General features: G+C 59.3%; 20 protein-coding genes. 16 read left to right on the forward strand and 4 right to left on the reverse strand.

Annotation, left to right across the window (positions count from 1 at the left end; translation table 11 throughout):
- Window positions 1-61: 61 nt before the first annotated feature.
- The 3 genes from NFR19_RS01350 to NFR19_RS01360 all read left to right on the forward strand — a co-directional run bounded on the left by NFR19_RS01350 (window position 62) and on the right by NFR19_RS01360 (window position 2,362).
- Window positions 62-916 carry an ABC transporter ATP-binding protein gene (locus NFR19_RS01350; RefSeq protein ID WP_285813422.1) on the forward strand — a complete coding sequence of 285 codons (855 nt, stop codon included), beginning with the start codon at window positions 62-64 and terminating at the stop codon, window positions 914-916.
- A 121-nt stretch (window positions 917-1,037) separates the two neighbouring features.
- The gene (locus NFR19_RS01355) at window positions 1,038-1,910 is read left to right on the forward strand and encodes a baeRF8 domain-containing protein (protein WP_251211978.1); all 873 of its coding nucleotides are present in this window, start codon (window positions 1,038-1,040) and stop codon (window positions 1,908-1,910) included.
- A gap of 197 nt (window positions 1,911-2,107) precedes the next feature.
- On the forward strand, window positions 2,108-2,362 hold the full coding sequence (locus NFR19_RS01360) for a hypothetical protein (protein ID WP_251211979.1): 255 nt from the start codon (window positions 2,108-2,110) through the stop codon (window positions 2,360-2,362).
- Between the two features lie 59 nt (window positions 2,363-2,421).
- Here the strand turns inward: NFR19_RS01360 and feoB are convergent, their stop codons facing one another.
- The 3 genes from feoB to NFR19_RS01375 all read right to left on the reverse strand — a co-directional run bounded on the left by feoB (window position 2,422) and on the right by NFR19_RS01375 (window position 5,601).
- Complete coding sequence (gene feoB / locus NFR19_RS01365) at window positions 2,422-4,998, reverse strand: ferrous iron transporter B (protein ID WP_251211980.1); 2,577 nt, start codon at window positions 4,996-4,998, stop codon at window positions 2,422-2,424.
- 67 nt (window positions 4,999-5,065) lie between these two features.
- Window positions 5,066-5,299 (reverse strand): FeoA family protein, encoded by a 234-nt coding sequence (locus NFR19_RS01370; RefSeq protein WP_251211981.1) that lies wholly within the window; start codon window positions 5,297-5,299, stop codon window positions 5,066-5,068.
- 20 nt (window positions 5,300-5,319) lie between these two features.
- Window positions 5,320-5,601 carry a FeoA family protein gene (locus tag NFR19_RS01375; protein WP_251211982.1) on the reverse strand — a complete coding sequence of 94 codons (282 nt, stop codon included), beginning with the start codon at window positions 5,599-5,601 and terminating at the stop codon, window positions 5,320-5,322.
- A gap of 463 nt (window positions 5,602-6,064) precedes the next feature.
- On the opposite strand from NFR19_RS01375, the gene NFR19_RS01380 reads away from it, so the two are divergent.
- The 5 genes from NFR19_RS01380 (at window position 6,065) to NFR19_RS01400 (ending at window position 12,337) form a co-directional block, all read left to right on the forward strand.
- Complete coding sequence (locus NFR19_RS01380; protein ID WP_251211983.1) at window positions 6,065-7,090, forward strand: coiled-coil domain-containing protein; 1,026 nt, start codon at window positions 6,065-6,067, stop codon at window positions 7,088-7,090.
- A 123-nt stretch (window positions 7,091-7,213) separates the two neighbouring features.
- On the forward strand, window positions 7,214-8,275 hold the full coding sequence (gene pheS / locus NFR19_RS01385) for a phenylalanine--tRNA ligase subunit alpha (protein ID WP_251211984.1): 1,062 nt from the start codon (window positions 7,214-7,216) through the stop codon (window positions 8,273-8,275).
- Between the two features lie 46 nt (window positions 8,276-8,321).
- Window positions 8,322-10,802 carry a phenylalanine--tRNA ligase subunit beta gene (gene pheT, locus NFR19_RS01390; protein WP_251211985.1) on the forward strand — a complete coding sequence of 827 codons (2,481 nt, stop codon included), beginning with the start codon at window positions 8,322-8,324 and terminating at the stop codon, window positions 10,800-10,802.
- Window positions 10,803-10,973: 171 nt separating this feature from the next.
- Window positions 10,974-11,141, forward strand: a complete 168-nt coding sequence (locus NFR19_RS01395) for a hypothetical protein (protein ID WP_251211986.1) — start codon at window positions 10,974-10,976, stop codon at window positions 11,139-11,141.
- Between the two features lie 275 nt (window positions 11,142-11,416).
- Window positions 11,417-12,337 carry an SPFH domain-containing protein gene (locus tag NFR19_RS01400; RefSeq protein ID WP_251211987.1) on the forward strand — a complete coding sequence of 307 codons (921 nt, stop codon included), beginning with the start codon at window positions 11,417-11,419 and terminating at the stop codon, window positions 12,335-12,337.
- A gap of 211 nt (window positions 12,338-12,548) precedes the next feature.
- Here the strand turns inward: NFR19_RS01400 and NFR19_RS01405 are convergent, their stop codons facing one another.
- On the reverse strand, window positions 12,549-13,364 hold the full coding sequence (locus tag NFR19_RS01405; protein WP_251211988.1) for an MBL fold metallo-hydrolase: 816 nt from the start codon (window positions 13,362-13,364) through the stop codon (window positions 12,549-12,551).
- Between the two features lie 161 nt (window positions 13,365-13,525).
- On the opposite strand from NFR19_RS01405, the gene NFR19_RS01410 reads away from it, so the two are divergent.
- The 8 genes from NFR19_RS01410 to NFR19_RS01445 all read left to right on the forward strand — a co-directional run bounded on the left by NFR19_RS01410 (window position 13,526) and on the right by NFR19_RS01445 (window position 24,848).
- The gene (locus NFR19_RS01410; RefSeq protein ID WP_251211989.1) at window positions 13,526-16,552 is read left to right on the forward strand and encodes a molybdopterin-dependent oxidoreductase; all 3,027 of its coding nucleotides are present in this window, start codon (window positions 13,526-13,528) and stop codon (window positions 16,550-16,552) included.
- Entirely contained in the window at window positions 16,552-17,133 is a 582-nt protein-coding gene (locus NFR19_RS01415) for a 4Fe-4S dicluster domain-containing protein (RefSeq protein WP_251211990.1), read from the forward strand. Before NFR19_RS01410 ends, NFR19_RS01415 begins: the two co-directional genes overlap by 1 nt.
- Complete coding sequence (gene nrfD / locus NFR19_RS01420; protein WP_251211991.1) at window positions 17,130-18,131, forward strand: NrfD/PsrC family molybdoenzyme membrane anchor subunit; 1,002 nt, start codon at window positions 17,130-17,132, stop codon at window positions 18,129-18,131. The genes NFR19_RS01415 and nrfD overlap by 4 nt, the downstream gene beginning before the upstream one ends.
- Before the next feature lie 94 nt (window positions 18,132-18,225).
- On the forward strand, window positions 18,226-19,278 hold the full coding sequence (locus NFR19_RS01425; protein WP_251211992.1) for a heterodisulfide reductase-related iron-sulfur binding cluster: 1,053 nt from the start codon (window positions 18,226-18,228) through the stop codon (window positions 19,276-19,278).
- A 6-nt stretch (window positions 19,279-19,284) separates the two neighbouring features.
- Window positions 19,285-21,522, forward strand: coding sequence for a molybdopterin-containing oxidoreductase family protein (locus NFR19_RS01430; RefSeq protein WP_251211993.1), 2,238 nt, complete (start codon window positions 19,285-19,287; stop codon window positions 21,520-21,522).
- A gap of 16 nt (window positions 21,523-21,538) precedes the next feature.
- Entirely contained in the window at window positions 21,539-22,402 is an 864-nt protein-coding gene (locus NFR19_RS01435) for a TIGR04282 family arsenosugar biosynthesis glycosyltransferase (RefSeq protein WP_251211994.1), read from the forward strand.
- Window positions 22,403-22,552: 150 nt separating this feature from the next.
- A complete protein-coding gene (locus tag NFR19_RS01440) occupies window positions 22,553-23,878 on the forward strand; it encodes a radical SAM protein (protein WP_251211995.1) in 1,326 nt (441 codons plus the stop codon).
- Window positions 23,871-24,848 (forward strand): DUF169 domain-containing protein, encoded by a 978-nt coding sequence (locus tag NFR19_RS01445; protein ID WP_251211996.1) that lies wholly within the window; start codon window positions 23,871-23,873, stop codon window positions 24,846-24,848. The genes NFR19_RS01440 and NFR19_RS01445 overlap by 8 nt, the downstream gene beginning before the upstream one ends.
- The last annotated feature ends 2 nt before the right edge of the window (window positions 24,849-24,850 follow it).

Below are 24,850 nucleotides of genomic sequence, written 5' to 3' on the forward strand. Positions count from 1 at the left end.
TTCGATGGCAGCCCGCAGGCGCAGAGCGCATAGTGGCAACATCGGATCGAAGGAGGAAATCATGGCAGAAACGGTAGCTCAGCCTCAGGGCATGCATGCGGCATCAGCGACAGCGTTGGCGGTGCGCCAGCTCAGGAAATCCTACGGCACGCGCGACTCTATCACCAATGCGCTCGATGGGGTGAGCTTCGATGTGGAATCCGGCGAGTTCGTCGGTATCATGGGGCCGAGCGGCTCGGGTAAGACCACGCTGCTCAACTGCGTATCCACGATCGACAAGGCAACGAGCGGCCAGATTGTCGTGGGCGGTCAGAACATCATGGGCATGCGTCGCGCCGCTCTTGCGAAGTTTCGACGCGAGCAGCTGGGCTTCATCTTCCAAGATTTCAACCTTCTTGAAACGTTGACCGCGTTCGAGAACATCGCCTTATCGTTGACGATCAAACATGTGTCGCCCGCAAAGATCAGTCAGCGCGTCGAGCAGGTAGCGGCAAGCCTCGGTGTGACGCAGGTGCTCCAAAAATACCCTCACCAGATGTCCGGTGGCCAGAAGCAGCGTGTGGCGGCGGCGCGCGCGATCGTGGGCGACCCTAAGCTCATTTTGGCCGACGAGCCAACAGGCGCGCTTGATTCGCGCTCGGCCACCGTGTTGCTTGAGACGCTGGAGATGATGAATGAGCGCATGGGGGCCACCATCATGATGGTCACGCATGATTCGTTCGCGGCATCCTTCGCAAGCCGCGTGCTCTTCATCAAAGATGGCAAGCTTTTCAATGAGATACGCCGGGGCAATGCGACGCGCAGCGAGTTCTTCCAGCGCATCGTCGAGGTGGTGAGCTTCTTGAGCGGAGAGGCGATGGAGGCAGTTGAGACGGTGGAGGCAGTTGGGGTTGAGAACCGTTCGGCAACAGCTTAGATGAGCCAGTCAACAGCTCAGCTAGATCTCCATATGCGCGGGAGCGAGGGCCTATCCTGAAGGGGCAGGTGGCGTGCGTGCGCGTGCGCGAACCGGAGAACATCAGGATCGGAGGCACATCATGAGAAAAGAAGCCATCAGAGAGTTGTCGCAGCGAGTGCATTTCAGCAGTGGATTCGATGCGAAGCGGTTCAAGCAGGCGAGTGGTCCATCCGTTTCTATCTATATGCCTATCCAGCATGCCGAGCGCGAAGAGCGTCGCGACGAGTGGAACCGTATCGAATTCAAAGATCTGACGAAGCAGGCGCGCGTGCAACTGGCGGAGCGTTTTCCCGATGCGCGGCAGTATGCGGGCATCATGGAGCTTCTTGACTACATTCTCGACCATGGGGATCTGTCGCTGTGGCTTGAGGCTGACAAATCGTTAGGCTTTCTCGTCAACAACGATGAAGCTGACGTCTTCAACATGGATGTAGCGGTCGATCCGCTCTCGATCGTGGACGATCATTTCTACATGGGGCCGCTCATGCAGAATGCGGAGCACGATCGCGTGGCATACAAGTTCTTGTTGCTCAATGCCGATTTCTTCAGCGTGCTCGATGGTGACGAGCAGCAGGTGCGCTACGAGCAGCTTCCTGACGAGATAAAGCAGTATTTCGCCGAGATGTTCCCTGCGACGTTCAATGGCGACACCTCAGTGCTTGATTACTATAGCCTTGAGGGCCATGAGTCGCCGTATCACGACCACCGCTCCCGCAATGATGTGAAGAAAGAGGAAGCGGAGAAGTTCTTCCGCGCGGTGGATAAGGCCATGTGCGCCATGACCGAAGGCGATGACACGCCGGTGATCCTCGTGACGCTGCCGGAGCACGAGCATGCGTTCCGCGAGATCGCCACGTTCAAGACGCTGTTGCCACAGGGCATCAACAAGGATCCGCGCACGCTTTCGGGCACCCAGTTGGTGAAGATGGCATGCGAGGTTCTCGGGGAGTAGAAGGCGGTGCACGGCGTTCGGGCAGCTTGGCGTAGAGGGCTGCCTGATGGTAGGCGATGGCAGGAGGCTTTACGAGAAGCCTTGAGTCGTCGCTTCTTGAGAAGATGCTCTGGATGTAAGAAGGCCGGACCGCCTCGTGGCTCGGCCTTCTTTTGCGGAGGTATCGTTGTGCGATGCCTCAGATGAACGAGGTTGGGATGCTAGCGCGCAAAGGGGGTAGGGGCCATGAGCTTGGCGCTGCCTCTCCGGGAAGAGGGCCCGCGGTCATGCGTGTCATCGATTTCGATGTGCGCGAGCATGGCGGCCACCGCATCGCAGCCATCAGTGCCAGCGCATTTCTTTGCGCAATGGGCGCAGCCTCCCGACGCTTCGTTACCGTCACCGCAGTCGCACATGCCGCGTTTGACGAGTCGTCGTACGGCAAGAACCGCTGCGGCAAGGATGCCAGCTAGCAAGATGACAGTAGAGGGCGTCATGGTCAGTTCGAGCATCCGTATCCCTTCCTTTGAAGCTAGGCAGCGGTGTGAGCGTCGAGCGTTGCCTGGGCCTTCCGGTTTTCATCCTTGTTGTACTTTGGCATGGGCCTGAACAGCTGGAAGAGCATGCCGACCAGCAGCAGGATCGCAATAACGGTCCAGACGTTGAACATAACATCGCCGGTGATGAGACCGCCCAGCTGATAGATGATGAGCGCCACCACCCAAGCAAAGGCTGTCATATAGCCAATAGCAGCCCAGGTCCATTTGGCGGAGCGCATCTGATTGCGGATGGCGCCCATGGCGGCAAAGCATGGTGCGCACAGCAGATTGAAGGCGCAAAATGCCATGATCGCAACGCTGGTGCCGCCCATCATGGTGGCAAACGACATCCAGATGGTGGGGTCGTCTTCACCCACTTCACCAAGGCTGGTGATGATGCCGACCGTGGCTACCACGTTTTCCTTCGCTACCAGGCCCGTGATGGAGGTGACGGTACCCTCCCAGTTACCGAAGCCCAGCGGTGCGAAGATCCAGGCGAGTCCGTTGCCGAGGCCAGCCATCAGGCTGTATTGAATGTAGTCGTCCATCTCGGTGTCAAGAAGTCCGAACGCGCCCTCGTACACACCGAATTGCAACAAGAACCAAATGACGATGGATGAAAGGAAGATGATCGTGCCGGCCTTCACGAGGTAGGCCTTCACGCGCTCCCACATGGACAGCAGAACGTTTTTCACCGTGGGCAGGTGATAGGCGGGTAGCTCCATGATGAACGGTGCCGCGTCACCTGCGAAAGCACGCAGTTTTTTGAGCATGATGCAGCTGATGATGATGGCGGCCAGCCCGAGGAAATAAAAGAGGGGAGCGACCCACCAGGTGCCTTCGTAGAAGCTTCCAGCCAGCGCGCCGAACACGAGCGCGATGATGGGCAGCTTCGCGCCGCAGGGGATCATGGTGGTGGTCATCACCGTCATGCGGCGGTCCTTCTCGTTCTCGATGGTCTTGGTGGCCATGACCGCAGGTACGCCGCAGCCGCTGGCGATGAGCATAGGGATGAACGATTTGCCCGACAGGCCGAAGCGACGGAAGATGCGGTCCATGATGAACGCTACGCGCGCCATGTATCCGCAGCCCTCCAGAATGCCGAGCAGGATGAACAGGATGATCAGCTGGGGGACGAATCCGATCACCGCGCCGACACCGGCAAGGATGCCGTCGATGATGAGGCTTTGCAGCCACGGTGCGCAGTCGATGGCGGTAAGCCATTCTTCGACCACCACGGGGATGCCGGGATGCCACAGACCGAACTCAGCTGGGTCGGGTTCCTCGGCGCTCACTGCCTTGAGGAAGGTGGCGGCGTTGACGGTCTCTTCGGTCACTTCGCCGGTGTCCTCGTCCTCCACTTCCATGGTGCCCATGATACCTGCGGCGCGCGCGTCATCCATGAACGCATCGAAACCCTCTTCGGCTTGCGCGTATGCGGCAAGATCGGCGCTCTCGGCATCTTCGGCGGGCTCTTCTAGGGCAAGGAACGCCTCAGCGGGCTCAATGTCAAGACCGTCTTCTTCGGCGGCCTCAAGGTAGGCGCCGATCATCTCTTGCTGAGCCTCGAAATCACCGGTGGCTTCATCGTATTCTTCGGTGTTGGTGTAGAGCCAGCCATCGCCGAACAGGCCGTCATTGGCCCAATCGGTCGCAATGGTGCCGACCGTGGAGACGCTGATGAAGTACACCAGAAACATCACCACGATGAAGATAGGGATGCCCAGCACGCGGTTGGTGACGATGCGGTCGATCTTTTGGGTGGTGGTCATGCCGCGTGTCGTGCGCTTCACGCAGGTGGTGCACATATTGCTGATCGCATCGTAACGCTCGTTGGTGATGATGGACTCAGTGTCGTCGTCCATGACCGTCTCGAGCGTGGCGCGTATCACAGCGATCTTCGAGAGGTCTTCGGCGGGCAGCTGGAGCTTGTCTGTGGTGAGTTGTTCGCCTTCGAGCAGCTTGATGGCCGTCCAGCGCATCTCGCGTGCAGGGACGCGGTCGCCTATGATGTCGATCACCTTGTTCAGCGATGCTTCCACATCATCAGCGAAGCGCATCTTGGTGGCGGGCACCTTGTCAGCATCTGCCAGCTCACGCGCTTTGGCGACCACCTCTTCGGTGCCGCGACTCTTGAGCGCCGAGAGGGGCATGACCGGGCATCCTAGATCTTCGGAGAGCTGGTCGATGTCGATCTGGTCACCGTTCTTCTCGACAAGATCCATCATATTGAGCGCTATGACGCACGGCAGCCCCAAATCGAGTATCTGCGTGGTCAGGTAGAGGTTGCGCTCCAGATTGGTGGCATCGACAATATTGATGACGGCATCGGGGGCGTCGCTCATCAAGTAGTCGCGCGTGACGATCTCTTCAGGTGTGTAGGGGGACAACGAATAGACGCCCGGCAAGTCCGTGATCGTTACATCCTTGTCGCGTCGGTAGGTGCCCTCTTTCTTGCTGACGGTGACACCGGGCCAATTCCCGGTGTATTGATTTGTGCCGGTCAGATCGTTGAACAGCGTTGTTTTGCCGCAGTTCGGATTGCCGGCGAGCGCGATGCGTATCGCCATAGTGCTTAGTTCCCTTCTGAATCCCCTAAGTTAGCTTTAGTTAACTTGCTTTCAAAAAAATAGCCGTTCAGTCCACGAGCACATGCTCTGCTTCGGCCTTGCGCAGTGATACCTCGGTGCCGCGCACGGTGACCTCAATGGGATCTCCTAAAGGTGCCACCTTGCGCACGAGCACAGGGGTCCCCTTGGTGAGCCCCATGTCCATGATGCGGCGGCGCAGCGCCCCTTCGCCCATCAAGCGGCGTACCGTGGCGGTTTCGCCAATGGGTACCTCACGTAGCGTTTTTCCTTGGTCGGTCATAGTCCTCCTTGCGTGTTCTTCTAACCGGCGATGATCTTGGAAGCCGCAGACCGGTCCAGCGCCACCTGCGCGCCTTTGACCTCAACGATCAGGTTTCCCGACAGCTTGTTGACCACGCGCACCGGCGCACCTGCGACGAAACCCAGGTTTTCCAGATGATGGTGGATCTCGTCGTTGCCGCGCACCTTGATCACGCGAGCCTGCTCGCCTGCTTGCAAAAAGGTGAGGGGCATCTGATGGGCGGCGTGCCCTTTGGGCTGCGCGGTGAACGCTGCGTCTTCGACGGCCATCGCACTGTGCATGTCATACCTCCGATACTGAAGTTAGCCTCAGCAAACAAAGCGACTATAGCACTCGGAATTTTGGTTTGCAACCGTGGTTAACTTTTTCGATCGACTCTTGTCGTAGGCGGTCTGAACGGCGCAGAGGCTTCAAAGGAACTGCCATAGTGGAGGTAGGTGCGCTCGCTGAGCGTGATACGGCATGCGCACAGAATGCAAGGACGGAAGCGAGGGATTCGGGTGGACAGCGCGGCGCTGGAGGTGCCGAAGAAGGGCAGCGGTGGCGCATCTGATGTTTTTTCTCCACAAGATATTGCGTTTTCCGCTATCATAAGAGACTATTTCCGCTGGAGATGAGCGCTTCGGTGCTTGTGCGGCGCATCGCAACGGAGAATACGCGCGGAAGCATTTCAACGGAGAAGCCAGAAAGGGACTACGGGACATTTTGGTACTGAACCTCTTGAAAAAAGGCTCGTATGCATGCATGTCTATCGTGTTGGCGTTCTCTCTGAGCGTCTTCGCGGTTATCCCCTCCTACGCTGAGACCGAAAACGAAGCGGTGCTCAATGAGGCTCAGCAGCGTCTCGATCAGATCTCTACCGAATATGAAGCATTGAGCGCTGAGATCAACGAAATGCAGACGCAGATCGACGAGTTGGCGGTGCAGGTGCTCGATGCGCAGCAAGCCATGATGGAAGGGCGCGCGGCGTTAGGCTCCACGGTGCTCTACGAATACCGTGGCGGCTCCATCTCTACCATCTTGGGCGTTTTGATGGGATCAACCGATATCGCTGAGCTCACGCGCAATGTTGGGTACGTGAACCAGATCATGGATCACCAAGCCGAAGAGATCAACACTCAAAAAGAGCTCAAAGAGCAGTTCACGAAAGTATCCGACCAGCTTACTGCTCAAAAAGACGAGCAGGATGAGAAGCTGGAAGAGTTGGCTACTAAACGCGAAGAGGCCACGGCGGTGGTCGAAGAGGCCAGCGTGAAGGTCGAGGCCGACAACGCCCGTATCGAGCAGATGCGCAAGCAGGCAGATCAGTTCATTTGGGGCGGAGTGAAGGAAGAACCCCAGCCTGAACCTGAGCAGAAGCCTGCGTCGTCGAGCAGTTCGTCAAGCAACAACGGCGGCGGTGGTGGTGGCTCATCCGCAGCGCCGGGCGATCTGTCCGGTTTCCGTTCGGTGGTCGCCTCTGCGTACGGCGGCAGCAGTGATCCGAGCACCGGTGCGGTGGCAACCACGGCTACCGGCGCAATCTGCAATGATAGCTCAATGGGTGTTGCCATTCCGCTTTCATGGAGCAACCGTGCTAGCTATTACGGCAAAACGGTGGAAATCGTCTATAACGGACGTTTGGTCTACGCCACCATCAACGACTGCGGCAACATGGATAAGTACGGTTGCGAGCTTGATCTGCAGCCCGGCGTATGGAAAGCGCTTGACCCCAGTTGCACCACGTGCAACCAGTGGGGTCACCGCAACGTCAAATACCGCGTTCTTTAAGAGATAAGGCGGCATCATGCCGCCCGCATTGCGCTATAGTAATCCGCACAGAAATTCGATTCGGTACGCGATGGCCCATGGTCGTCGCGTGCATGCACATATCGCGAAAGGGAAGAGGCGACCATGGCATTGACGGACGAACTTGAGGGGTTGCGCAGCGACACGCTTGAACGGGTGGCCCGTGCGGAGGACCTTGCGAGCCTGGATGAGGTTCGCGTGGCGGTCATCGGCAAGTCTGGAACCTTGACCAGCTATCTGCGCAATATGGGCAATGTTGCCAAGGAGGAACGGGCCGAGGTTGGCAAAGCGGTCAATGCGGCACGTCAGGCGGTAGAAGACGCTCTTGAGACGCGGCGCACTGAACTAGCTGCCGCCGAGCTTGATGCGCGCATTCAGGCGGGTGCGGTGGATATCACCCTTCCCGGACGTGCTCAGCAGATGGGCAGTCGCCATCTCATCAATCGCATGATAGACGAGCTCAACGACATCTTCTTGGGGCTCGGGTACACGGTCGAGTCCGGTTTTGAGGTCGAGACCGACTACTACAACTTCACGGCTTTGAACGCGCCTGCCGATCACCCGAGCCGCAGCATGCAGGACACGTTCTACGTGAAGGATCTCTCGGGTGACGCTGCCTCGGTGCGCGGCGAGAGCGACGTGCTGTTGCGCACCCAAACGTCCGGCGCTCAAGTGCATGCCATGGAAGACTGGGAGCTTCCGATCTACATGGTATCCCCTGGCAAGGTGTATCGGCGTGACGTGGCCGATCCGAGCCACCTTCCCCAATTCCATCAGATCGAAGGGCTCGTCGTGGATAAGGGCATCACGTTCGGCGATCTGAAGGGCACGCTGGAATACGTGTGTCGAGCTATCTTCGGACCCGATCGGCGCACGCGTTTTCGCGCGCACTATTTCCCTTTCACGGAGCCTTCCGCTGAGGTCGATGTGAGTTGTGCGGTGTGTGGCGGTGAGGGATGCCGCATGTGCAAGCATACAGGCTGGCTTGAGATCCTCGGCTGCGGCATGGTGGATCCGAACGTGTTGCGCATGAGCGGCATTGACCCTGAGGTATATTCCGGTTTCGCGTTCGGCTTTGGAATCGAGCGCGTGGCTGCGCTCAAATACAACGTGCCCGATCTGCGCATGCTGCTGGAGGGCGATATGCGCTTTTTGCGCCAGTTCTGATGTTGGGGCGGATGTGGTGAAGGGCCGATAGGGAAAGAAGTAGACGATGCTTGTTTCATTGAAATGGTTAAGCGAATACGTGAAGGTGCCAGAGGATCTGCAAGCGTTTTGCGATCGTCTGGACTTGACCGGCACTGGTGTAGAGGGCGTCGAGCAGGTAGGGGATGCGTTTGCCAACATCGTGACAGCGAAGGTGGTCGGCAAAGAAGCGCATCCTGGCTCTGACCATCTCTGGGTTTGCCAGGTGGATGTGGGAGCGTGCAACCTTGATGAGACTGGCCAGCCACAACCTTTGCAGATCGTCTGTGGCGCGCAGAATTTCAACACGGGCGATCATATCGTGACCGCGCTGATCGGCGCCGAGCTGCCGGGAGGCGTCAAGATCAAGAAGGGCAAGCTACGCGGTGTGGCATCGTGTGGGATGAACTGCTCTGAGCGAGAACTGGGCCTGGGGAGCGGGCATGACGGCATCATGATCCTGCCCGAGGATGCGCCAGTGGGCATGCCGCTGGCGGAGTATCTGGGAAAGAGCGATACGGTCCTCGACCTTGAGATCACACCGAATCGTCCCGATTGTCTTTCGGTGACGGGCATGGCGCGCGAAGTCGGTGCGATGTATCAAGAGGACTGGGCCGATCCTCTGTTGGATGCGGCAGCACGGTTGGGCCTTGCTGGCGAGGCGCCTGCCGATCGCGTGAGCGTGACGATCGAGGATGCGACGCGGTGTCCGCGCTACACAGCGCGGGTGATCCGTGGCGTGAAGATCGGCCCCTCGCCAGACTGGCTGGTTGAGCGTCTGGCGGCGCTTGGACAGCGCTCTATCAACAACATCGTGGATGTGACCAACTACATCCTGTTCTTGTACGGGCAGCCGCTCCATGCGTTCGACATGGAGAAGCTGGCGGATGCAGCGGGCAACGTGGATGTGGTGGTACGCGCTGCTCATGCGGGCGAGAAGCTGCAGACCCTTGATGGACAAGAGCGCGTGTTGAACGAGGACATGACCGTGATCGCCACACCGAGCGCCGGTGCGGTCGCGCTTGCGGGCGTGATGGGCGGTCTGGAAAGCGAAGTGACGGAAGAAACGACCGATATCTTCCTTGAGGCTGCGACGTTTCAGCCTGGTCGCACGAGCCGCACCAGTCGCAATTTGGGTCTGATATCCGAGAGCAGCATGCGCTACGAGCGCGGCGTTGACGACCATGGCATGCTGGAGCGCTCGGCGGCAGCGGCGGCGCTCATGGTGGAAGTAGCAGGGGGTCAGGTGGTGCCGCTTGCGGGCGAGGGCTTCATCGACGAATGGCCGCAGCCGAGCGAGGCACCTCATCTGACGTTCCGCATTAAGCGTTTCCAAGAGTTCGTCGGTGCTGATATCCCGTCCAGTTTCACGATGGATACGCTGCGGCGGTTAGGGTGTTCGGCGGAAGATACGGGAGAGGGCACGCTTGAGGTGATTGCTCCTACGTTCCGCCCCGACCTTGAGCGAGAGATCGACCTGTACGAGGAAGTGCTGCGCTTGTGGGGAATGGATCGCGTTTCCTCCACGTTGCCCGCAAGTCCCCATCGAGTAGGTGCTCGTACGCCGCGCCAGCTGATCAACATGAAGGTGAACGAGGTGCTTCGCGCGGCTGGTCTCAATGAGACCATGACCTATTCGTTCGCGGAGCCAGCTGACGTGCAGCGCCTTCGGCTGGAGGAAGGCGCGCTCGGCTTAGCGGTCGAGGTGCTCAACCCGCTCAACGCTGAGCAGTCGATCATGCGTCAAACGTTGCTGCCGGGGTTGTTGCGCTCGCTTTCCTATAATCAGAATCGCGGCGTACCGAACGTTCAGCTCTACGAGATAGGCACCGTGTTCACCGCGACCGAGGGTCGTAAAAATCCCAAGGAGCGTACGAAAGTGGCCAGTGTTCTCGCGGGCCATATGCTGGCGCGAACATGGAACAGTGATCCTGCTGCGTTTGACTTCTTCGATGGCAAAGGAGTGCTCGAGAGCCTTGCACGTGAACTTGCACTGCCCAAGGTGCGCTTCAAGGCTCTGGATGCCGATGAGGCGCCTTATTTGCAGCCGGGTCGTGCTGCGCAGATGCTCGCAGGTGGTATCGTCATCGGCTGGGTGGGCGAGGTGCACCCGCTTGTGAGCGCAGCTTTCGATGTTGACGGTACGGTGGTTGCCTTCGAGTTGGATATGGATGCGCTCCAAAAGGCGTCGCAGCCCGCGCGTCCCTTCAACGACGTTCCCGCCTTCCCGCCGATCGAGGTCGATCAGAACCTTGTGGTTGCCGAAGAGGTGACTCATGAGAAATTGGTGCAGGTGATGTCGTCTGCGGGTGGCAAGCTCTTGGAAAGCATTCGTCTGTTCGATGTGTATCGAGATGATGCGCGCGTGGGTGCAGGGAAAAAGTCCATGGCATATACGCTGACCTATCGTGCTCCCGATCGTACGCTGACCGCTGATGAGGTGGAACGCGCTCACGAACGTGTGGTGAAGAAGACCGCGAGCGCTACGGGAGCTGAGGTGCGCGGGTAGTTGCGCGATGCAAGGGCTTTTCTGTGCATGAGCGCGCACGCGCGCACTGAGAAGGTTACGCCATGGTAAAGGCAGTGTATCAGGCTCTTTGCGCTTGGCGCTCGGGGTCTCTTTCTTCATGCGCGCTGCCGATAATGAATTCCAGAGAGGCGCAGGCGATCGGACTGCGTCATGGCAAGCGAACTGGAAGAGGTGGTCGAGATGGCAACTGAAGAGAAGATCGGTCAGACCGAGGTATTCGACTCTTTCGAGTCGAACGTGCAGAACAAGATCTCAGAGCCGAAGGCGAAGGCGCAAGAAGCAGTAGCCGAGAAGGTGCGCGCTACTGAAGGCAAGTAAGCGCTTGCATTCGAGAGACGCTTGAAAAGAGCCCGTAGTCGGATGGCTGCGGGCTCTTTTCATATGCGCGATCGATCCCCTCGCGCAAGATCGGACACGCTTAAAACCGTGCTCATAGTGGTGGTGTGGATGATAACATCGCCTATTCTGCTTATACTTCTCTGGAGAGCGTTCTCATAAGGCCCTTTGCGCAGGCGCAATCGCTTTCGCAGGGAAGAGGGAAGGAGGGCGCATTCGCTTTTCATGGTTCGTGGTTCGAGTGGAAAGGAGCCTCCATGCTCTTCACGCTTCTCTCATCGGTGTCCTTCATTGCTTTTGTGGTGCTCGTTGTCGTTGCGGTGGGGATCCTCGTTGCGGGTATCTATGTGGTTCCGCAGCAAAGCGTCTATATCATTGAGCGCTTCGGCAAGTTCCACCGGCTTGCCGATCCCGGCATTCACGTGAAGATACCTCTGGTTGATCGCATTGCGACGAAGGTGTCCATGCGCATCCATCAGATGGATCAATCCGTGACCACCAAGACGGTCGACAACGTGTTCGTGAACCTGAATGTATCGGTGCAGTATCGCGTTGACGAAAAGAACATCGCGGCATCGTTTTATGAGCTGAGCAGCCCCGAGACGCAGATCCGTGCGTATGTGGAGGACAATATCCGCAATGCGGTGCCCACGCTCACCCTTGATGACGCCTTCGTGCAGAAGGACAAGATCGCCAACGATGTCGAGGATACCCTGCGCGCCTCCATGAGCCAGTTCGGTTTCGTCATCATCCGCACGCTCATAACCGATATCGAGCCGGATGCGGCCGTGCGTGATGCTATGAACTCCATCAACGAGAGTCAGCGCCGCAAGGAGGCGGCACGTGAGCTGGCCGAGGCCGATAAGATCACGGTGGTGGTGAAAGCCGAGGCGGAAGCTGAGCAAGCGAAGCTGCATGGTGTGGGCATCGCCAATCAGCGCAAGGCCATCGTGGATGGTTTGCATCGCAGCTTCGAAGAGTTGAAGCAAGACGGCATGACGGAAAGCGAGATCATGTCCATCATCTTGACTGAGCAATACCTGGATGTGCTGAGCCGCTTCGCGGACAGCCCGAACATGAAGGTGCTTATGATGCCCTCGGATATTGGTGCGGTAGGGGAGATGCAGCAGAGCATCATCGCCAGCATCGAGGCCACCAATGCCTCGTGCGGACGCTAAGGCTTGATGCATCGGGCGAGCAGCCGACCAACTACGGGCAGAGATCGTCTTCTGCAAAGCTTCGATGCGGGCAGCGCACCTTCGGTAGAGGCGCAAGGGGCGCGATCAGGTCGCCAATTGCTGATCAGGAAAGAAAGCCCGCGCGCCCTTTCTGCTTTCAGATCTATCGCTTTCGTTTGTCAGGTGCGGATGCGACGTATCACTGCGCGCATCAGATGGCGAGTGAGAGCCCATCTTGCGCGACCTTTACGCGTCCCTCGTAGCGTTCAAGATAGTCAACCAGCTCAGCGTGGGTGATGGGCTCGTCGTAGTGCATGCAAAGATGTGTGAGGTAAGTGGTTCCAGCATCAAGGGAGAGACCCTCGGCGATGCATTCTTGGATGGAATGATGATCGTTCGGATTCCAGTTGTTATTCCAGAACGTGGCATCCATGGCTAAGATGTCAACTCCGCGGATGCGCTCGGCGGTTTCGGAAGGCAAAGGCCCGGTATCCGAGGCGTAGAACAGGCGCGTCGTGTCCGTCTCTATCAAGTAGCCGTACGTGCCCGGCGCGTGCGTGACGGGCAGTGCTGTGTAGCGCACTCCGTCAAAGACATGCTCATCGAACGGCTCGATCTGCTCGCAGTCCAAGCAATAGCCCATGTAGTGGAATTCGGCCAAGATGCCCTGCAGCGCCTCAGGTGAGGCACCCACGGGCAGTGGTGCGCCCTTGCGTACGAGCTGCACGAGGTACTCGTATTCCCCCAGGCCGCCAATGTGGTCGAAGTGGCAGTGGGTGAACAGGATCTCGTCAACATGGCGCACCCCTTCGCGCAGAAGCTGATGGCGCGCATCAGGTGGCGTGTCGATCACGAGCGTGGGCGTATCCGCTTCGGGTAATCCCGACCGGCGCACCATCACACCGCAATCGCCCCGTGCAAGCTGCGGGTTCGCCCGCGCTTCGGTGCAGGCCGGACAATCGCAGAAGAACGAGGGCACGCCGCAGCCAGCGGCGGTGCCCATGAACGTGAAAAGATGGTCTGCCATGGTTCCTCCTTTTATGCCCGATTATAGCCGCAGATGGGAAAAGTGATGGCCCCTGTCTAGTATCGGGCGCGCTACGGTGGCTATAATGAGCGCAGCAAGCATACAGCGGGTGCTGCGCATCCGCTGCCGTGCTGTAAGAAACGAGGAGAAGAGGAAGGTCGATGGCCGAGAAACCGAGCATTTTCGACGAAGGCGTAGAATGCATCAAATCGCTGTGCTATTTCTGCCATGCGAATTGCGGCGTCCTCGCTTACGTCAAAGATGGCGAAGTATTCAAGATCGAAGGCGATCCTGATTACTCCAGCCAGGGCGGTCTGTGCTGCCGCGGAACGAGCGCTCTGCTTCATGTGAACCATCCTGCTCGCGTCAACCATGCGCTCAAGCGCGTGGGCGAGAAAGGTGAGGGAAAATGGGAGCAGATCGATTACGATCAGGCGATCCAAGAGGTTGCCGACAAGCTGAACCAGATCAAGGCGGAAAGCGGTGCTGAGGCTGTGGCGTCCGCTGGTGGCACCACGCGTACCGATGACTGGGCACGCCGCCGCTTCTTGAATCAGTTCGGCACCCCGAATGGCTTCCACAATGCGCTTTTGTGCTGGATCCCGACCTTCATGGCCGAGACCTGCGTGGCCGGTTGGTCTCCATTCGAGACCGATCTGGGCGCGGCGCGTTCGCTGATCCTGTGGGGCATGAATCCGGCTGCATCCACGCTGGGCGGCATGCACGGCTACACCGATCTGAAGATGAACGGCATGAAGATGATCGTGGTGGATCCGCGCTACTCTGAGACCGCTTCGAAGGCCGATCTGTGGCTGCCGCTGCGACCAGGTTCTGATGCGGCGCTGGCAATGGCTATGCTGCACACCATCATCTTCGAGGGGCTCTACGACATCAACTTCGTGACCGAGTGGTGCGAGGGCTTCGATGAGCTGCAAGACCACATGATCGACTACTCGCCCGAGTGGGCAGCGCCCATCACGTGGCTTGATTCCGAGCAGATCCGTGCTGCGGCGCGCATGTACGCCATGAACAAGCCCGGCTGCATTCAGTGGGGCTGCACGTGGGACCAGAACGGCTCCACGTCCACCACGGCAAGCCATGCGCTGGCGCTCATCCGCGCCATCTGCGGCAACCTGGACATCCCGGGCGGCGACGGCATGCCCGGTCCGGCGCTCAACTTCCTGACCGACGAGGAACTGGAGCTCAACCAGCTGCTGCCCGAAGAGGTGAAGGCCAAGCAGATCGGTTCTGACAAGTTCAAGCTGACCAGCTGGCCGGGCTATCAGCTGATCTCCGATAACGCTATGCGCAAGTGGGGTAAGACGCTGCCGACCGAGTGGTTCTGCGAGGCTCATGGCCCGAGCGTCTTCAAGGCTATTCTGACCGGTGACCCGTATCAGATCCGCGCGCTGATCTGCAATGCCACGAACCCCATCAACTCCTATGGCGATGCCAAGATGACGTTGGCTGCGCTCAAGAAGGTGGAGTTCTTGGTGGTGGTGGATTACTGGATGACGCCGACCGCTCTGCAGGCCGACTACGTGTTCCCGGCCGCAGGCGCGCTGGAGCGTCCGACCATCATCACGCACTATGGCGCCACCGACTCGCTCATGGGCGGCCGTCGCGCCATGCAGCCGAAATACGACCGCCACACCGACATGGTGTTCTGGCGCAAGCTGGGCTTGGCTTGCGGGCAGGATCCGGCCAACTGGCCTTGGGAGACCGAGGAAGAGGCATACTGGGCCGTTATCGAGCCTTTGGGATTGCCGATCAGCAACTACAACGAGTTCGTCGATCAGGTGCGCATGTACTTCCCACCGCTGCACCAGACGAAGTACGTGCAAAATGGCGGCTTCTGGACGCCTTCGGGCAAAGTGGAGTGCAACAGCTCCATCTTGCGCACGCTGGGTTATTCGGGCATGCCCATCTACACCGGCATGGCGGAAAGCGAACTGACCACGCCTGAGGTAGCCGAGGAATATCCCATCGTGCTCACCACCGGCGGCGGCTTCATGCCATATCACCACTCCGAGCACTTCCAGATGCAGGGCATCCGCTACCTGTATCCCGATCCGTTCTTCTGCATCAATCCCAAGCTGGCTGAGAAGCTCAAGATCAAGAATGGCGATTGGTGCTGGATCGAGACGCGCCGCGGTCGCATCAAGATGCGCGCGGGCGTGGAAGAGATTGTGGATCCGCGCGTGGTCATGTGCCCGCGTGGTTGGTGGTTCCCTGAGCGCGACGGTGCGGCTGATCCGGATAACCCGTTCGGCTGCCTTGAGTCCAACGTGAACACGTTGACCTCGGTGGACGACTGGGATTGCGACCCCATGGGCGGTTCCTGGAACAACCGTGGCCTGATGTGCAAGGTGTACAAGTGCGGCGATCTGGACGTGAAGTTCACGCACGATGACGCGCAGTTCTCCATCCCGGGCTCTGCCAAAGAGCCGGGCATCCACATGACCTACTCCGAGATGAAGACATGCCGCGAGCCCATTCCGTTCGAGGCGCCCACGACCGACCGCGAGGTGCCGGAAGGCTACGTGTGGACGTGGCAGGACGACAGCATCTACCAGAAGGGCACCGGCTTCAAGCTGGATGACTCCGGCTGGCTGATCGACCCGAAGGACAAGTCCTACGTGGATGCCTACACCGGTTGGCGCTACGACGACAACCAGAAGTGCCTGGTGGACATCACTACGGGCAAGAAGTACACCCTCGAGCGTGAGGAGATCCCCGAGCTCGCAGGCATTCGCCTGTATCCCGGCGTTGAGACCGCGCCGTTCGAGATCGCCAGCGAATTGCTGGTGTGGGATGCCGCGAAGGGATACGCCACGTTCGCCGGCGCCAAGGGCGACGGCAAGATCTACAACCCGGATACCCAGTGGGTCATCGGCATCGAGGACAACGTCTATTACGACCAGTATCGTGGCTACGCCTATGATCCGACCGACAACACGTTGGTCGATATGGAGAGCGGCGTGCGCTACACCATGGCCTATGAGCAGATAACCGGCAACGACGAGCTTCCGGTGAACACGGTGGCGGCTGAAGCTGAAGCGGCTGCGAGCACCGATGCGGCCGTTGAGGCTCACATCGAGGCCGATGAAGCAGCTGCTGAGTTGGCTGCCGAGGGCGACTACGCTGACGCTCAGGCTGCTGCTGAGGCTTCGAAGGAGGTTAACTAATGACGCGTTATTGCATGGTCATCGACCAGCGGCGCTGCATCGGCTGCCAGTCTTGCACGGTGGCATGCCGCACCTGGAACGAGCTGCCGCTCGATATCGTCTACAATCCGGTGCTGACCGAAGGTGTGAAGGGCGAATGGCCCAACGTGCACCGCAACTGGGTGCCGACGCTGTGCATGCACTGCGAGAAGCCGGCGTGCGTGCCGTGCTGCCCGACCGGGGCGAGCCAGCAGGATGCCGACGGCACCGTGTGGATCGACTACGATAAGTGTATGGCATGCTTGGCATGCGTGAACGCGTGCCCCTACGGCATGCGCGATCAGTCCAAGTTGCAGCCGCATCTGCATCGCTTCGTGCGGAAGTGCACCTTCTGCCGCGATCGCCGCAACACCGAGCCGGGTCGCGACCCGTACTGCGTGCAGACGTGCCATCAGAAGGCGCGCATCTTCGGTGATCTGGATGATCCCGAGTCAGAGGTTTCCAAGCTGATCGGCTCTGCCGAGACGTTCCGCCTGTTGGAGGACATGGGTACTGGTCCGCAAATCTATTACATTCCTGACCTTGGAGGTACGGCAAAATGAGACATCACTTTTGGAAATGGCCGATACCCGTCTATCTGTTCCTCGGCGGTCTCGGCGGCGGTATCTTTTGCCTTGCCGCTATCCTTACGCTGTTCGTGTTTCCCGGAGTGGAAGCGGTGCCGCAGGCGCTGGCATGGCCGGGCTTCATCTCCATCCTCTGCCTTGGCTTCGGCTGCTTGATGTTGGTGGCCGACCTGGGTCAGCCCATGGTGTTCTATCGTGCGTTCGTGAAGAGCACCAGCGTGCTGGCTTGGGGTGCTCGCCTACTGACGGTATGCATGATCTTCGGTCTGCTGTGGTTCGTGAGCTACATTCCGTGGGAATGGTTCAGGCCCATCGCTGACTTCTTCGTGTTCTTCCGTCCGCTCAACATTGCCATCGCAGGCATTGCTGGCACGTGCATCATGCTGTATACCGGCATCTTCCTGTCCACCTTGAAAGCCCATGCCTTCTGGGCAACGCCGGCACTGCCGGTGCTGTTCACCATCTCGGCGCTCTCAACCGCCTGTGCGGCCATCGCGCTCTCCATCGGTTGGTGGCCGGCGGATACCTCCATCCAGAGCGCTGCGGGTCTGGCGGTTCTTGAGTACTCCGCGGAGGCAAGCCATATCCTGCATCTGGTGGATGTCATCTTGGTGGTATGCGAGATCGTGGTGCTGCTGGTCATGGTGCTCTCCTTCCTGGGCGCGGGCAACAAGACGGCGAACAAAGTGGGGCACAAATGGGTGCACGGTTCCTACGCGCTAGCGTTCTGGGGCGGCATGATGGTGATGGGCTTGGGGCTGCCCGAGTTCATGTATATCTTCATGGACGGTACGGTCGCGTCAACGACTATCGCTCCCATCCTGGTGCTCTGTGGTGGCTGCTTGCTGCGCTTCATGGTCGTGAACAGCGACGAGCGCGCTCCGCTGCCTGGTGAGGACCAGTTCTTCGAGAAGCTGCCGCCGCGCGATGCGGAGTTCATCACGAAGTGGACGTACGGCGAGAACATCTACTAAGCGCTGTGTTTCTTTCGGGTGCGCCAATCGCCTGGAAGAGTGAGTTATTATGAAGGAAGGGCCTCGCCCTTCCTTCATGCTATCAGGAGGCTTCGTGGAGGATTTCGTATTCATAGATGCGCTCAGCGGGGATGCTATCGGGCTGACCTATGCGGGCGGCGACGCGACGATGCAGCGCGGAGATGGCACGCTGCCGGCATGCACATCGGTCTTTTTCCCTGGCTGCTCGTTTCTCAACTATGCCATGCCGCTGGTATCGGCGGTCTATGACACGCTGGTGGATGCCGGGCAAGTGGACGGCATATCGGTGTTGTGCTGCGGCAAGATATTGAGCTACGAACCCAATGGCGAGTCGGTGCGCGCGGCTTTTGAGGAAGAACTGTGTGACGCGGTGGCGGCATCGGGCATCCAGCGTTTTGTCTGCGCGTGCCCAAACTGCGTCAAAGCGCTTCGCGAGGCGTTCGCGTCGGATGCGCGGACGGCTCACGTAGAGATAGCGGTGCTGCCGCACGTGCTGGCTGATCTAGGATATCGTCTCGAGAAGGACACCTGTGCCCTTCTGGTGAAAGGCGATGCGGACGCGCCGGTGCTCTTCTGCACGCACGATTCGTGTCCTGACCGTGAGTACGGTGACTTCGCCCGGGGATTGCGGGCGCTCATGCCCGATGAGCTGTGGAAGGATCCTATGCACTGTCGGCGTCGTTCGATCTGCTGTGGGTCGCTGCCGCGCGCGGCGGGCAAGTTCGAGCAAGCCGATCGCTGTGCGGATCGCAACGGCCAAGAGGCGCTCGAGATAGGCGCCGATGCCATCATCACGGCCTGCGTAAGCTGCGATTTCCAGCTCAATATCGCCCAAAGGCATCTGCCGTGCGTGCATTATCTTGAGATGCTGTACGCGTGGCGCATCGATTGGCGGGCTGCGGCAGGCTGGATGAAGTTGCGCTTTTTGTTCAACGGAACACTCGGTGCTCTTGAGAAGGGTGCGGGAGAGCGCGCGTTCGCCGGCGTTGGTGCGCCCGTAGGCGCGCCGCCAGCAACCATCGCCGATACGGTCGTAGGGGAGCACGAGCCGGAACTCTCAGAGGCGGATCGCCTTTCCGCGTCGGATGCTGCTCTGAGCAACCGCAACACCTGCGAGATGGATTGAGGGCAGATGAAGGTCGAGAAGCAGACGAACTGCCATTTCTGCGGCTATTTATGCGGACTGATCGCCACGGTTGAGGATGGACGGGTGGTCGATGTGCGTCCCGACCCGACCCGCTACCCTTACGACGAGCGCATCATGGCGGGGTGTCGGCGCTGGCGCATGAATCTTGATGTGCTCGATGGCGCCGATCGTGTGAACTATCCATTGCGGCGCGTGGGAGAGCGCGGATCAGGTCAGTGGGAGCGCGTGAGCTGGGATGCCGCGCTCGACGATATCGCAGCACGGCTTGAGGCGTTGCGCGCAGAGCATGGGGCCGCTACGCTTGCCTCGATGATCGGGGGACCGCACACATCGTTTTGGCCTTTGCATCGGTTCATGACGCTCTTCGGATCGCCGAACAACATGGGCATCGGGCAGATATGCTGGAATCCACGCATTTGGATGGATGTCATCACGTTCGGCTGGACGGTGGAGGCCGATATCCGTCCTGAGACCGGATGCGTTTTCATATGGGGCACGAACCCGGCTGAATCTGACAACTCTCTATTCTGGCGCACGGTGCTCAAGACGGGAAAGGATGAGACCACCAAGCTGGTCGTCATCGATCCGCGCTTCACCCGTACGGCTCGTGCAGCCGATTTATGGTTGGCACCGCAGCCGGGCACCGACTGCACCTTGGCGCTCGCGTTTCTGAACGTGATCATCGACGAGGACCTCTACGATCACGCCTTCGTGGACGCCTGGTGCCATGGTTTTGACGAACTGGCGGCGCATGTGCGTTCGTATACGCCCGAGCATGCGGCTCAGGTGTGCGGCGTGAAGGCGGACGATATCCGCATGGCGGCCCGCTGGTTTGCTTGTGAGCGGCCGAGCGCTTTGGTGTCAGGGCGCGGAATCGACCAGGTGGGCGCCTCCGTTGCCCCTACTCACCGCGCCATCTGCTGCCTTCGGGCGATCACGGGAAACGTGGATGTTCCCGGTGCTTGCGTGCTGGCTGATGCGAGCGACTTCATTCAGGAAGCCGACCTTGAACTGACCTTGGAACATGCAGACGAGCTCTCGTCGCGCTGTCTGAACACAGCGGAAACGCCCTTGCAGTGCTATGAGGGCTACGCGCAGGTGGAGGCGCTCACCGAGCGTTTCGGTCGCAAGCTGCCGGTGCGGTATTTGACTTCCGCTCATCCTGATCTGGTGCTGCGTGCCATGGAGACCGGCGAGCCTTATCCGGTGCGCGCTCTCATCGTCGAGGCGACCAACCCGCTTCTCACCTACGCAGACACTCATCGGGTTTATAAGGCGCTGATGGGTCTCGATCTTATAGTAGTGCTGGAGTATTACCTGACGCCCACCGCGCAGCTTGCCGATTACGTGCTTCCCGCTGCCGGTGCCATCGAGCGCCCGACGTTCCAGGCACACGGAGGGGTGGGAAACATTGCCTATGGTGGTGCGGCGGCGTGCGCTCCCTATTACGAGCGTAGAACGGATTACGAGATACTTCGCGCATTGGGGTTGCGCTTGGGGCAGCGGGATGCTTGGCCTGACGCCACCTTCGAAGAGGCCATCGCGCGCACGTTGGCGCCTGCGGGCATGACATGGGAGCACTATTGCGAGCAGGGGATGTACTTTCGCCCGCCCTGGTATATGAAGCACGAGATGACCGATGATGCCATGCGACCAAAAGGATTCGCGACGACGACAGGCAAGATCGAACTGGCGAGCGAGCTGTTGCCGAAGCTGGGAGGTGCGCGTCTGCCGCAGCCGGACGAGCCTCGTGCGCTGTGCAGTGACGCGTTCATCGCGGAGCATCGGAGCAGGGGTTGGCAGCATGTGAAGCTGATGACGGGCGCTCGCAAGCAGCCCTATAATGCATCGATGTATCTGAACAACACCGCATTTCGTGCGGCTGTTCCCGAGCCGGTGCTTGAGATGAGTCGGCGTACCGCTGAGGATCTAGAGCTTGTGGCCGGAGATACGGTGCAGATAGCATCTGATAGTGGCAAGGCGCTCTTCAAGGTTGCTACAATCACGATGGCAGACGGTGTGGTGCAGGCCGATTATGGCTGGTGGCACCCCGAGTGGCCATGGGATGATCGCGAAGGCGGTATGTGGGAGAGCAATATCAACTGCTTGACCTCGTGCGCGCTCGATCAGACGGAGCCGTTGATCGGCACCTGGTCCTACAACGCGATCGATTGCATGATAAAGAAGACGGATGAGACCCTCAGCTGGGAAGAGCTGGGGTAGGTATCAGGAGGATACTATGGCTGAGAAGAGACAGGCGCTGCTGATTTTCAGCAAACCGCCCATTCCGGGCATGGTGAAGACGCGTCTGACCCAGGCGCATGGCGGCTTTCTCACCGACGAGCAAGCGGCACAGTTCTTCAAGTTGTCGCTCTACGATGTGGCTGAGGCCAGCATGCAGGCGCTGATGGAGCTGCAAGCGGAAAACGATGCCTTGGTTGCAGCCGACCCAACGGCTGATCGCATCAGATACGACTTCTTCGTATCCACCACGCCCGCACAGAATCTTGAGCTCATGCGGCAAACGTTCGATGCCATCGGTCCGTGGCCCATGGAGATCCACTACATCACTGATGAGGGCGCCACCTTCGACGATCATTTCGATGATGCGTTCCGTCAGATATTCGCGATGGGGTATGAGCATATCGTGTCGGTGGGAGGCGACATCCCCACGATGCCGAAATCCCATGTGACGCAGGCATTCCAGTGGCTCGATTATTACCGCTCGCTTGGCACGCCTGGGTTCGTATGCGCGCCGTGTCAGGAATGCGGGACCTCACTGGTGGGCTTTAGTTGCGACACGCCCATCAATCATCAGGGGGTCTACTACAACACCAACGGGGTAGCTGCGCTTGATGCGTACATGGCCAAGACTGCTGCGATGGGCATTCCGGTATCGTATTTTGCGCCCATCGCCGATATTGATGAGAAGGTCGATCTGGCGCATGCGATCAGCTGCATGAACGCCATCGCGCAGGCGGCGCGGTATCAGCATGAGCTGTTCGTGCCCCATCGCGTGCTGAACTGGGTGAATTTCATGGGTATCACCGTCAGCACGCCGCCTAACGAAGAGCATGATCCGCGGCAGTACATCGACTCCTAAGTGGACGCTGCGGCTCTCACCAGCGCATGCATGTGTTGCCCAAGCGCTCGCCGCGTAGCGAAGGAGGCTACGACGCGCTTTTAGGGCAGTGATAAGCTCTGGGAAAACCTTTGTCGACCGACTACGCTAAACCAGCAACGTGAGGTGCTTGTGAACGAACTCGAGAAGAAGCGGGTCCTTCATCGTACCGGGGCGCTGTGCCCGGTGTGCTTGAAGGAGTATCCGGCCGAGGTGTACGCCGATGCAGACGACGTGGTGTGGATGAGCCGCACGTGTCCAGAGCATGGGCCTTTGACCACGCGCATGTGGCCCGATGCCACCCATTACGAATGGCTGCGCTCTGGGGCGTTCCCGAAGGTGCGCCCCGAAAACCCCGAACCGATACGCGACGCGTGTCCGTTCGGCTGTGGCACCTGCGCACGCCATGAGCGGCGCGGCACGTTGCTCGAGATCGAGGTGACGCGCAACTGCAATCTGCATTGTCCGGTGTGCTTCGCAAGTTCTGAGACGGGTGAATACGATCCGACCATGGATGAGATTTCTGCCATGTACGACGCGATTGAGCGTGCCGTGGGCACCGATGGCGCGGTGCAGCTGACCGGTGGCGAGCCGACGTGTCGCAAGGACTTGCACGAGATCATCTTCATGGGGCGAGCAAAGGGGTTTTGGGGCATTGAGGTGAACACGAACGGATTGGTGATCGCCTCGCGCCCCGGTTATCTGGAGGAACTGGTGGCGGCGGGCCTGACGGGGGTGTATCTGTCTTTCGACGGGCTGACCGGTGAGGTGTATGAGGCCACGTGCGGGCGCGATATCTTGGATGTGAAACTTCGTGCCATCGAGCGATGCCGCGAGGTGGGCATCCAGGTGGTGTTGTCGGTGGCGGTGGTGGCTGGTCTCAACGATAGGCAGATCGGCGATATCGTGCGCTTCGCGCTTGAAAACTCCGATGTGGTGGCCGGGGTTGCCTTGCAGCCCGCCTTCACCTCGGGGCGTTTTGAAGCTGATCGCGCCATGCCCATGAGCGCGGGGGATGTCATCTTCGCGCTGGCTGAGCAATCCGAGGGATTGCTTGACGTGCGCGATATCTGGCCGCTCGGATGCAGCAACCCGCTTTGCGATACTGGCGTCTTTCTCGTGAAGGATGCCACATCTGAGCACCCTTCGGGCTTCTATCCTGCAACGCGTCGCATGACCTCGCAGGAATACGCCGAAGGGTATAGTCCCGATTCGCCCCAGGGTTCGGTGTTCTTGGATATCCTGCACAACAAGGGCGTTGAGGTTGATAGCGGGGTATCGATCATCATCATGAACTACATGGATGCGGTGAGCATGGACACCCAGCGGTTGCGCGAATGCTCCATGATGGTGTGCGTGCCGGATGGTCGCGCGCTGCCGTTTTGCGCATACCATCTGACCGATTCATGCGGCAGACGTATCTACGCCCCGTGGTGCAAGGAGGATATCGATGGCTGAATACCGGATATCACATAATCCCGACCTATGCGTGCGCTGTGGGCTTTGTGTAGCATTTTGCCCCATACCCGGCATCTTGGAAGAGGGGCCTGACGGCGCTCCTGTGGTTGCAGATGTTGAAGCGTGCGTTGGTTGTCAGACCTGTTCGGGTAACTGCCCCAAACGCGCTCTTACGATCGAGGCGATCGGCGATGCCACGTTCGATCCCTTCGCGGACGAACCGCGCGCCGAACCGATATCGCCTGAAACGCAGGAGCAGTATGCCTCGTGGCAGCGCATATGCATGGAAAAGCTGGGACTGCGTTGGCAACCCATCGCGGTCAGCTTGATCGATCGCGACGAGCTGTTGCCCGATGTGCCGATGCCGCCCGAGAACCTGCGCTTTTGCCAGGCTATGATGGCGGCGCGCCGAGGAGCGTCCATTCTGATGCCGCCGCACCGACACTCGTGCCCGGATGGAACGTCCATCTTCGGCATGACCGGCGTTCCGGAGAAGCTCGCCACCGGTGAGATCTACGTGCTGTTCCACAAGCTGGTGAATGCCGAGGCCGCTGCGCGCATGGTGGCCGAGCGACCCACCTTGCCGGAGAAAAGCCGTCGGGCCACCTACGTGGCGCCGCTTGCGAAGACGGTGCGCGAACCTGAGGTGGTCGTATTCACGGGAACGCCCGAGCAGATGATGTGGTTGTGCATGTCGATGAGCTACTACACAGGCCATCGATTCGACTTTCATGCGAGCGGATATAACTCGATGTGCGTAGAGGCGGTGCTCTATCCGCTGATGGAGCATGAACCCAACATTACGTTTGGCTGCTACGGTTGCCGCGCGGCGAGCGATATCGGCGAAGATATGATGTTCATGGGGGTGCCTACCGCGATGATGCCCACCGTCGTGCAAGGGCTCACCGAACTGGCGAAGAAGGCGATCTCGGATTCGCGTAACAAGATCTACGTCGAACCGATCATGTAGCT

The organism is Adlercreutzia murintestinalis (assembly GCF_943192905.1).
Lineage (GTDB): Bacteria > Actinomycetota > Coriobacteriia > Coriobacteriales > Eggerthellaceae > Adlercreutzia_A > Adlercreutzia_A murintestinalis.

What these genes read in the sequence shown, in the direction of transcription:
- NFR19_RS01415 (WP_251211990.1), top strand. Translation starts at nt 16,552, where the DNA reads ATGACGCGTTATTGCATGGTCATCGACCAGCGGCGCTGCATCGGCTGC.
- NFR19_RS01355 (WP_251211978.1), top strand. Translation starts at nt 1,038, where the DNA reads ATGAGAAAAGAAGCCATCAGAGAGTTGTCGCAGCGAGTGCATTTCAGC.
- NFR19_RS01350 (WP_285813422.1), top strand. Translation starts at nt 62, where the DNA reads ATGGCAGAAACGGTAGCTCAGCCTCAGGGCATGCATGCGGCATCAGCG.
- NFR19_RS01370 (WP_251211981.1), bottom strand. Translation starts at nt 5,299, where the DNA reads ATGACCGACCAAGGAAAAACGCTACGTGAGGTACCCATTGGCGAAACC.
- pheS (WP_251211984.1), top strand. Translation starts at nt 7,214, where the DNA reads ATGGCATTGACGGACGAACTTGAGGGGTTGCGCAGCGACACGCTTGAA.
- nrfD (WP_251211991.1), top strand. Translation starts at nt 17,130, where the DNA reads ATGAGACATCACTTTTGGAAATGGCCGATACCCGTCTATCTGTTCCTC.
- NFR19_RS01360 (WP_251211979.1), top strand. Translation starts at nt 2,108, where the DNA reads ATGCTAGCGCGCAAAGGGGGTAGGGGCCATGAGCTTGGCGCTGCCTCT.
- pheT (WP_251211985.1), top strand. Translation starts at nt 8,322, where the DNA reads ATGCTTGTTTCATTGAAATGGTTAAGCGAATACGTGAAGGTGCCAGAG.
- NFR19_RS01375 (WP_251211982.1), bottom strand. Translation starts at nt 5,601, where the DNA reads ATGCACAGTGCGATGGCCGTCGAAGACGCAGCGTTCACCGCGCAGCCC.
- NFR19_RS01405 (WP_251211988.1), bottom strand. Translation starts at nt 13,364, where the DNA reads ATGGCAGACCATCTTTTCACGTTCATGGGCACCGCCGCTGGCTGCGGC.
- NFR19_RS01380 (WP_251211983.1), top strand. Translation starts at nt 6,065, where the DNA reads ATGTCTATCGTGTTGGCGTTCTCTCTGAGCGTCTTCGCGGTTATCCCC.
- NFR19_RS01435 (WP_251211994.1), top strand. Translation starts at nt 21,539, where the DNA reads ATGGCTGAGAAGAGACAGGCGCTGCTGATTTTCAGCAAACCGCCCATT.
- feoB (WP_251211980.1), bottom strand. Translation starts at nt 4,998, where the DNA reads ATGGCGATACGCATCGCGCTCGCCGGCAATCCGAACTGCGGCAAAACA.
- NFR19_RS01400 (WP_251211987.1), top strand. Translation starts at nt 11,417, where the DNA reads ATGCTCTTCACGCTTCTCTCATCGGTGTCCTTCATTGCTTTTGTGGTG.
- NFR19_RS01445 (WP_251211996.1), top strand. Translation starts at nt 23,871, where the DNA reads ATGGCTGAATACCGGATATCACATAATCCCGACCTATGCGTGCGCTGT.
- NFR19_RS01410 (WP_251211989.1), top strand. Translation starts at nt 13,526, where the DNA reads ATGGCCGAGAAACCGAGCATTTTCGACGAAGGCGTAGAATGCATCAAA.
- NFR19_RS01395 (WP_251211986.1), top strand. Translation starts at nt 10,974, where the DNA reads ATGGCAAGCGAACTGGAAGAGGTGGTCGAGATGGCAACTGAAGAGAAG.
- NFR19_RS01430 (WP_251211993.1), top strand. Translation starts at nt 19,285, where the DNA reads ATGAAGGTCGAGAAGCAGACGAACTGCCATTTCTGCGGCTATTTATGC.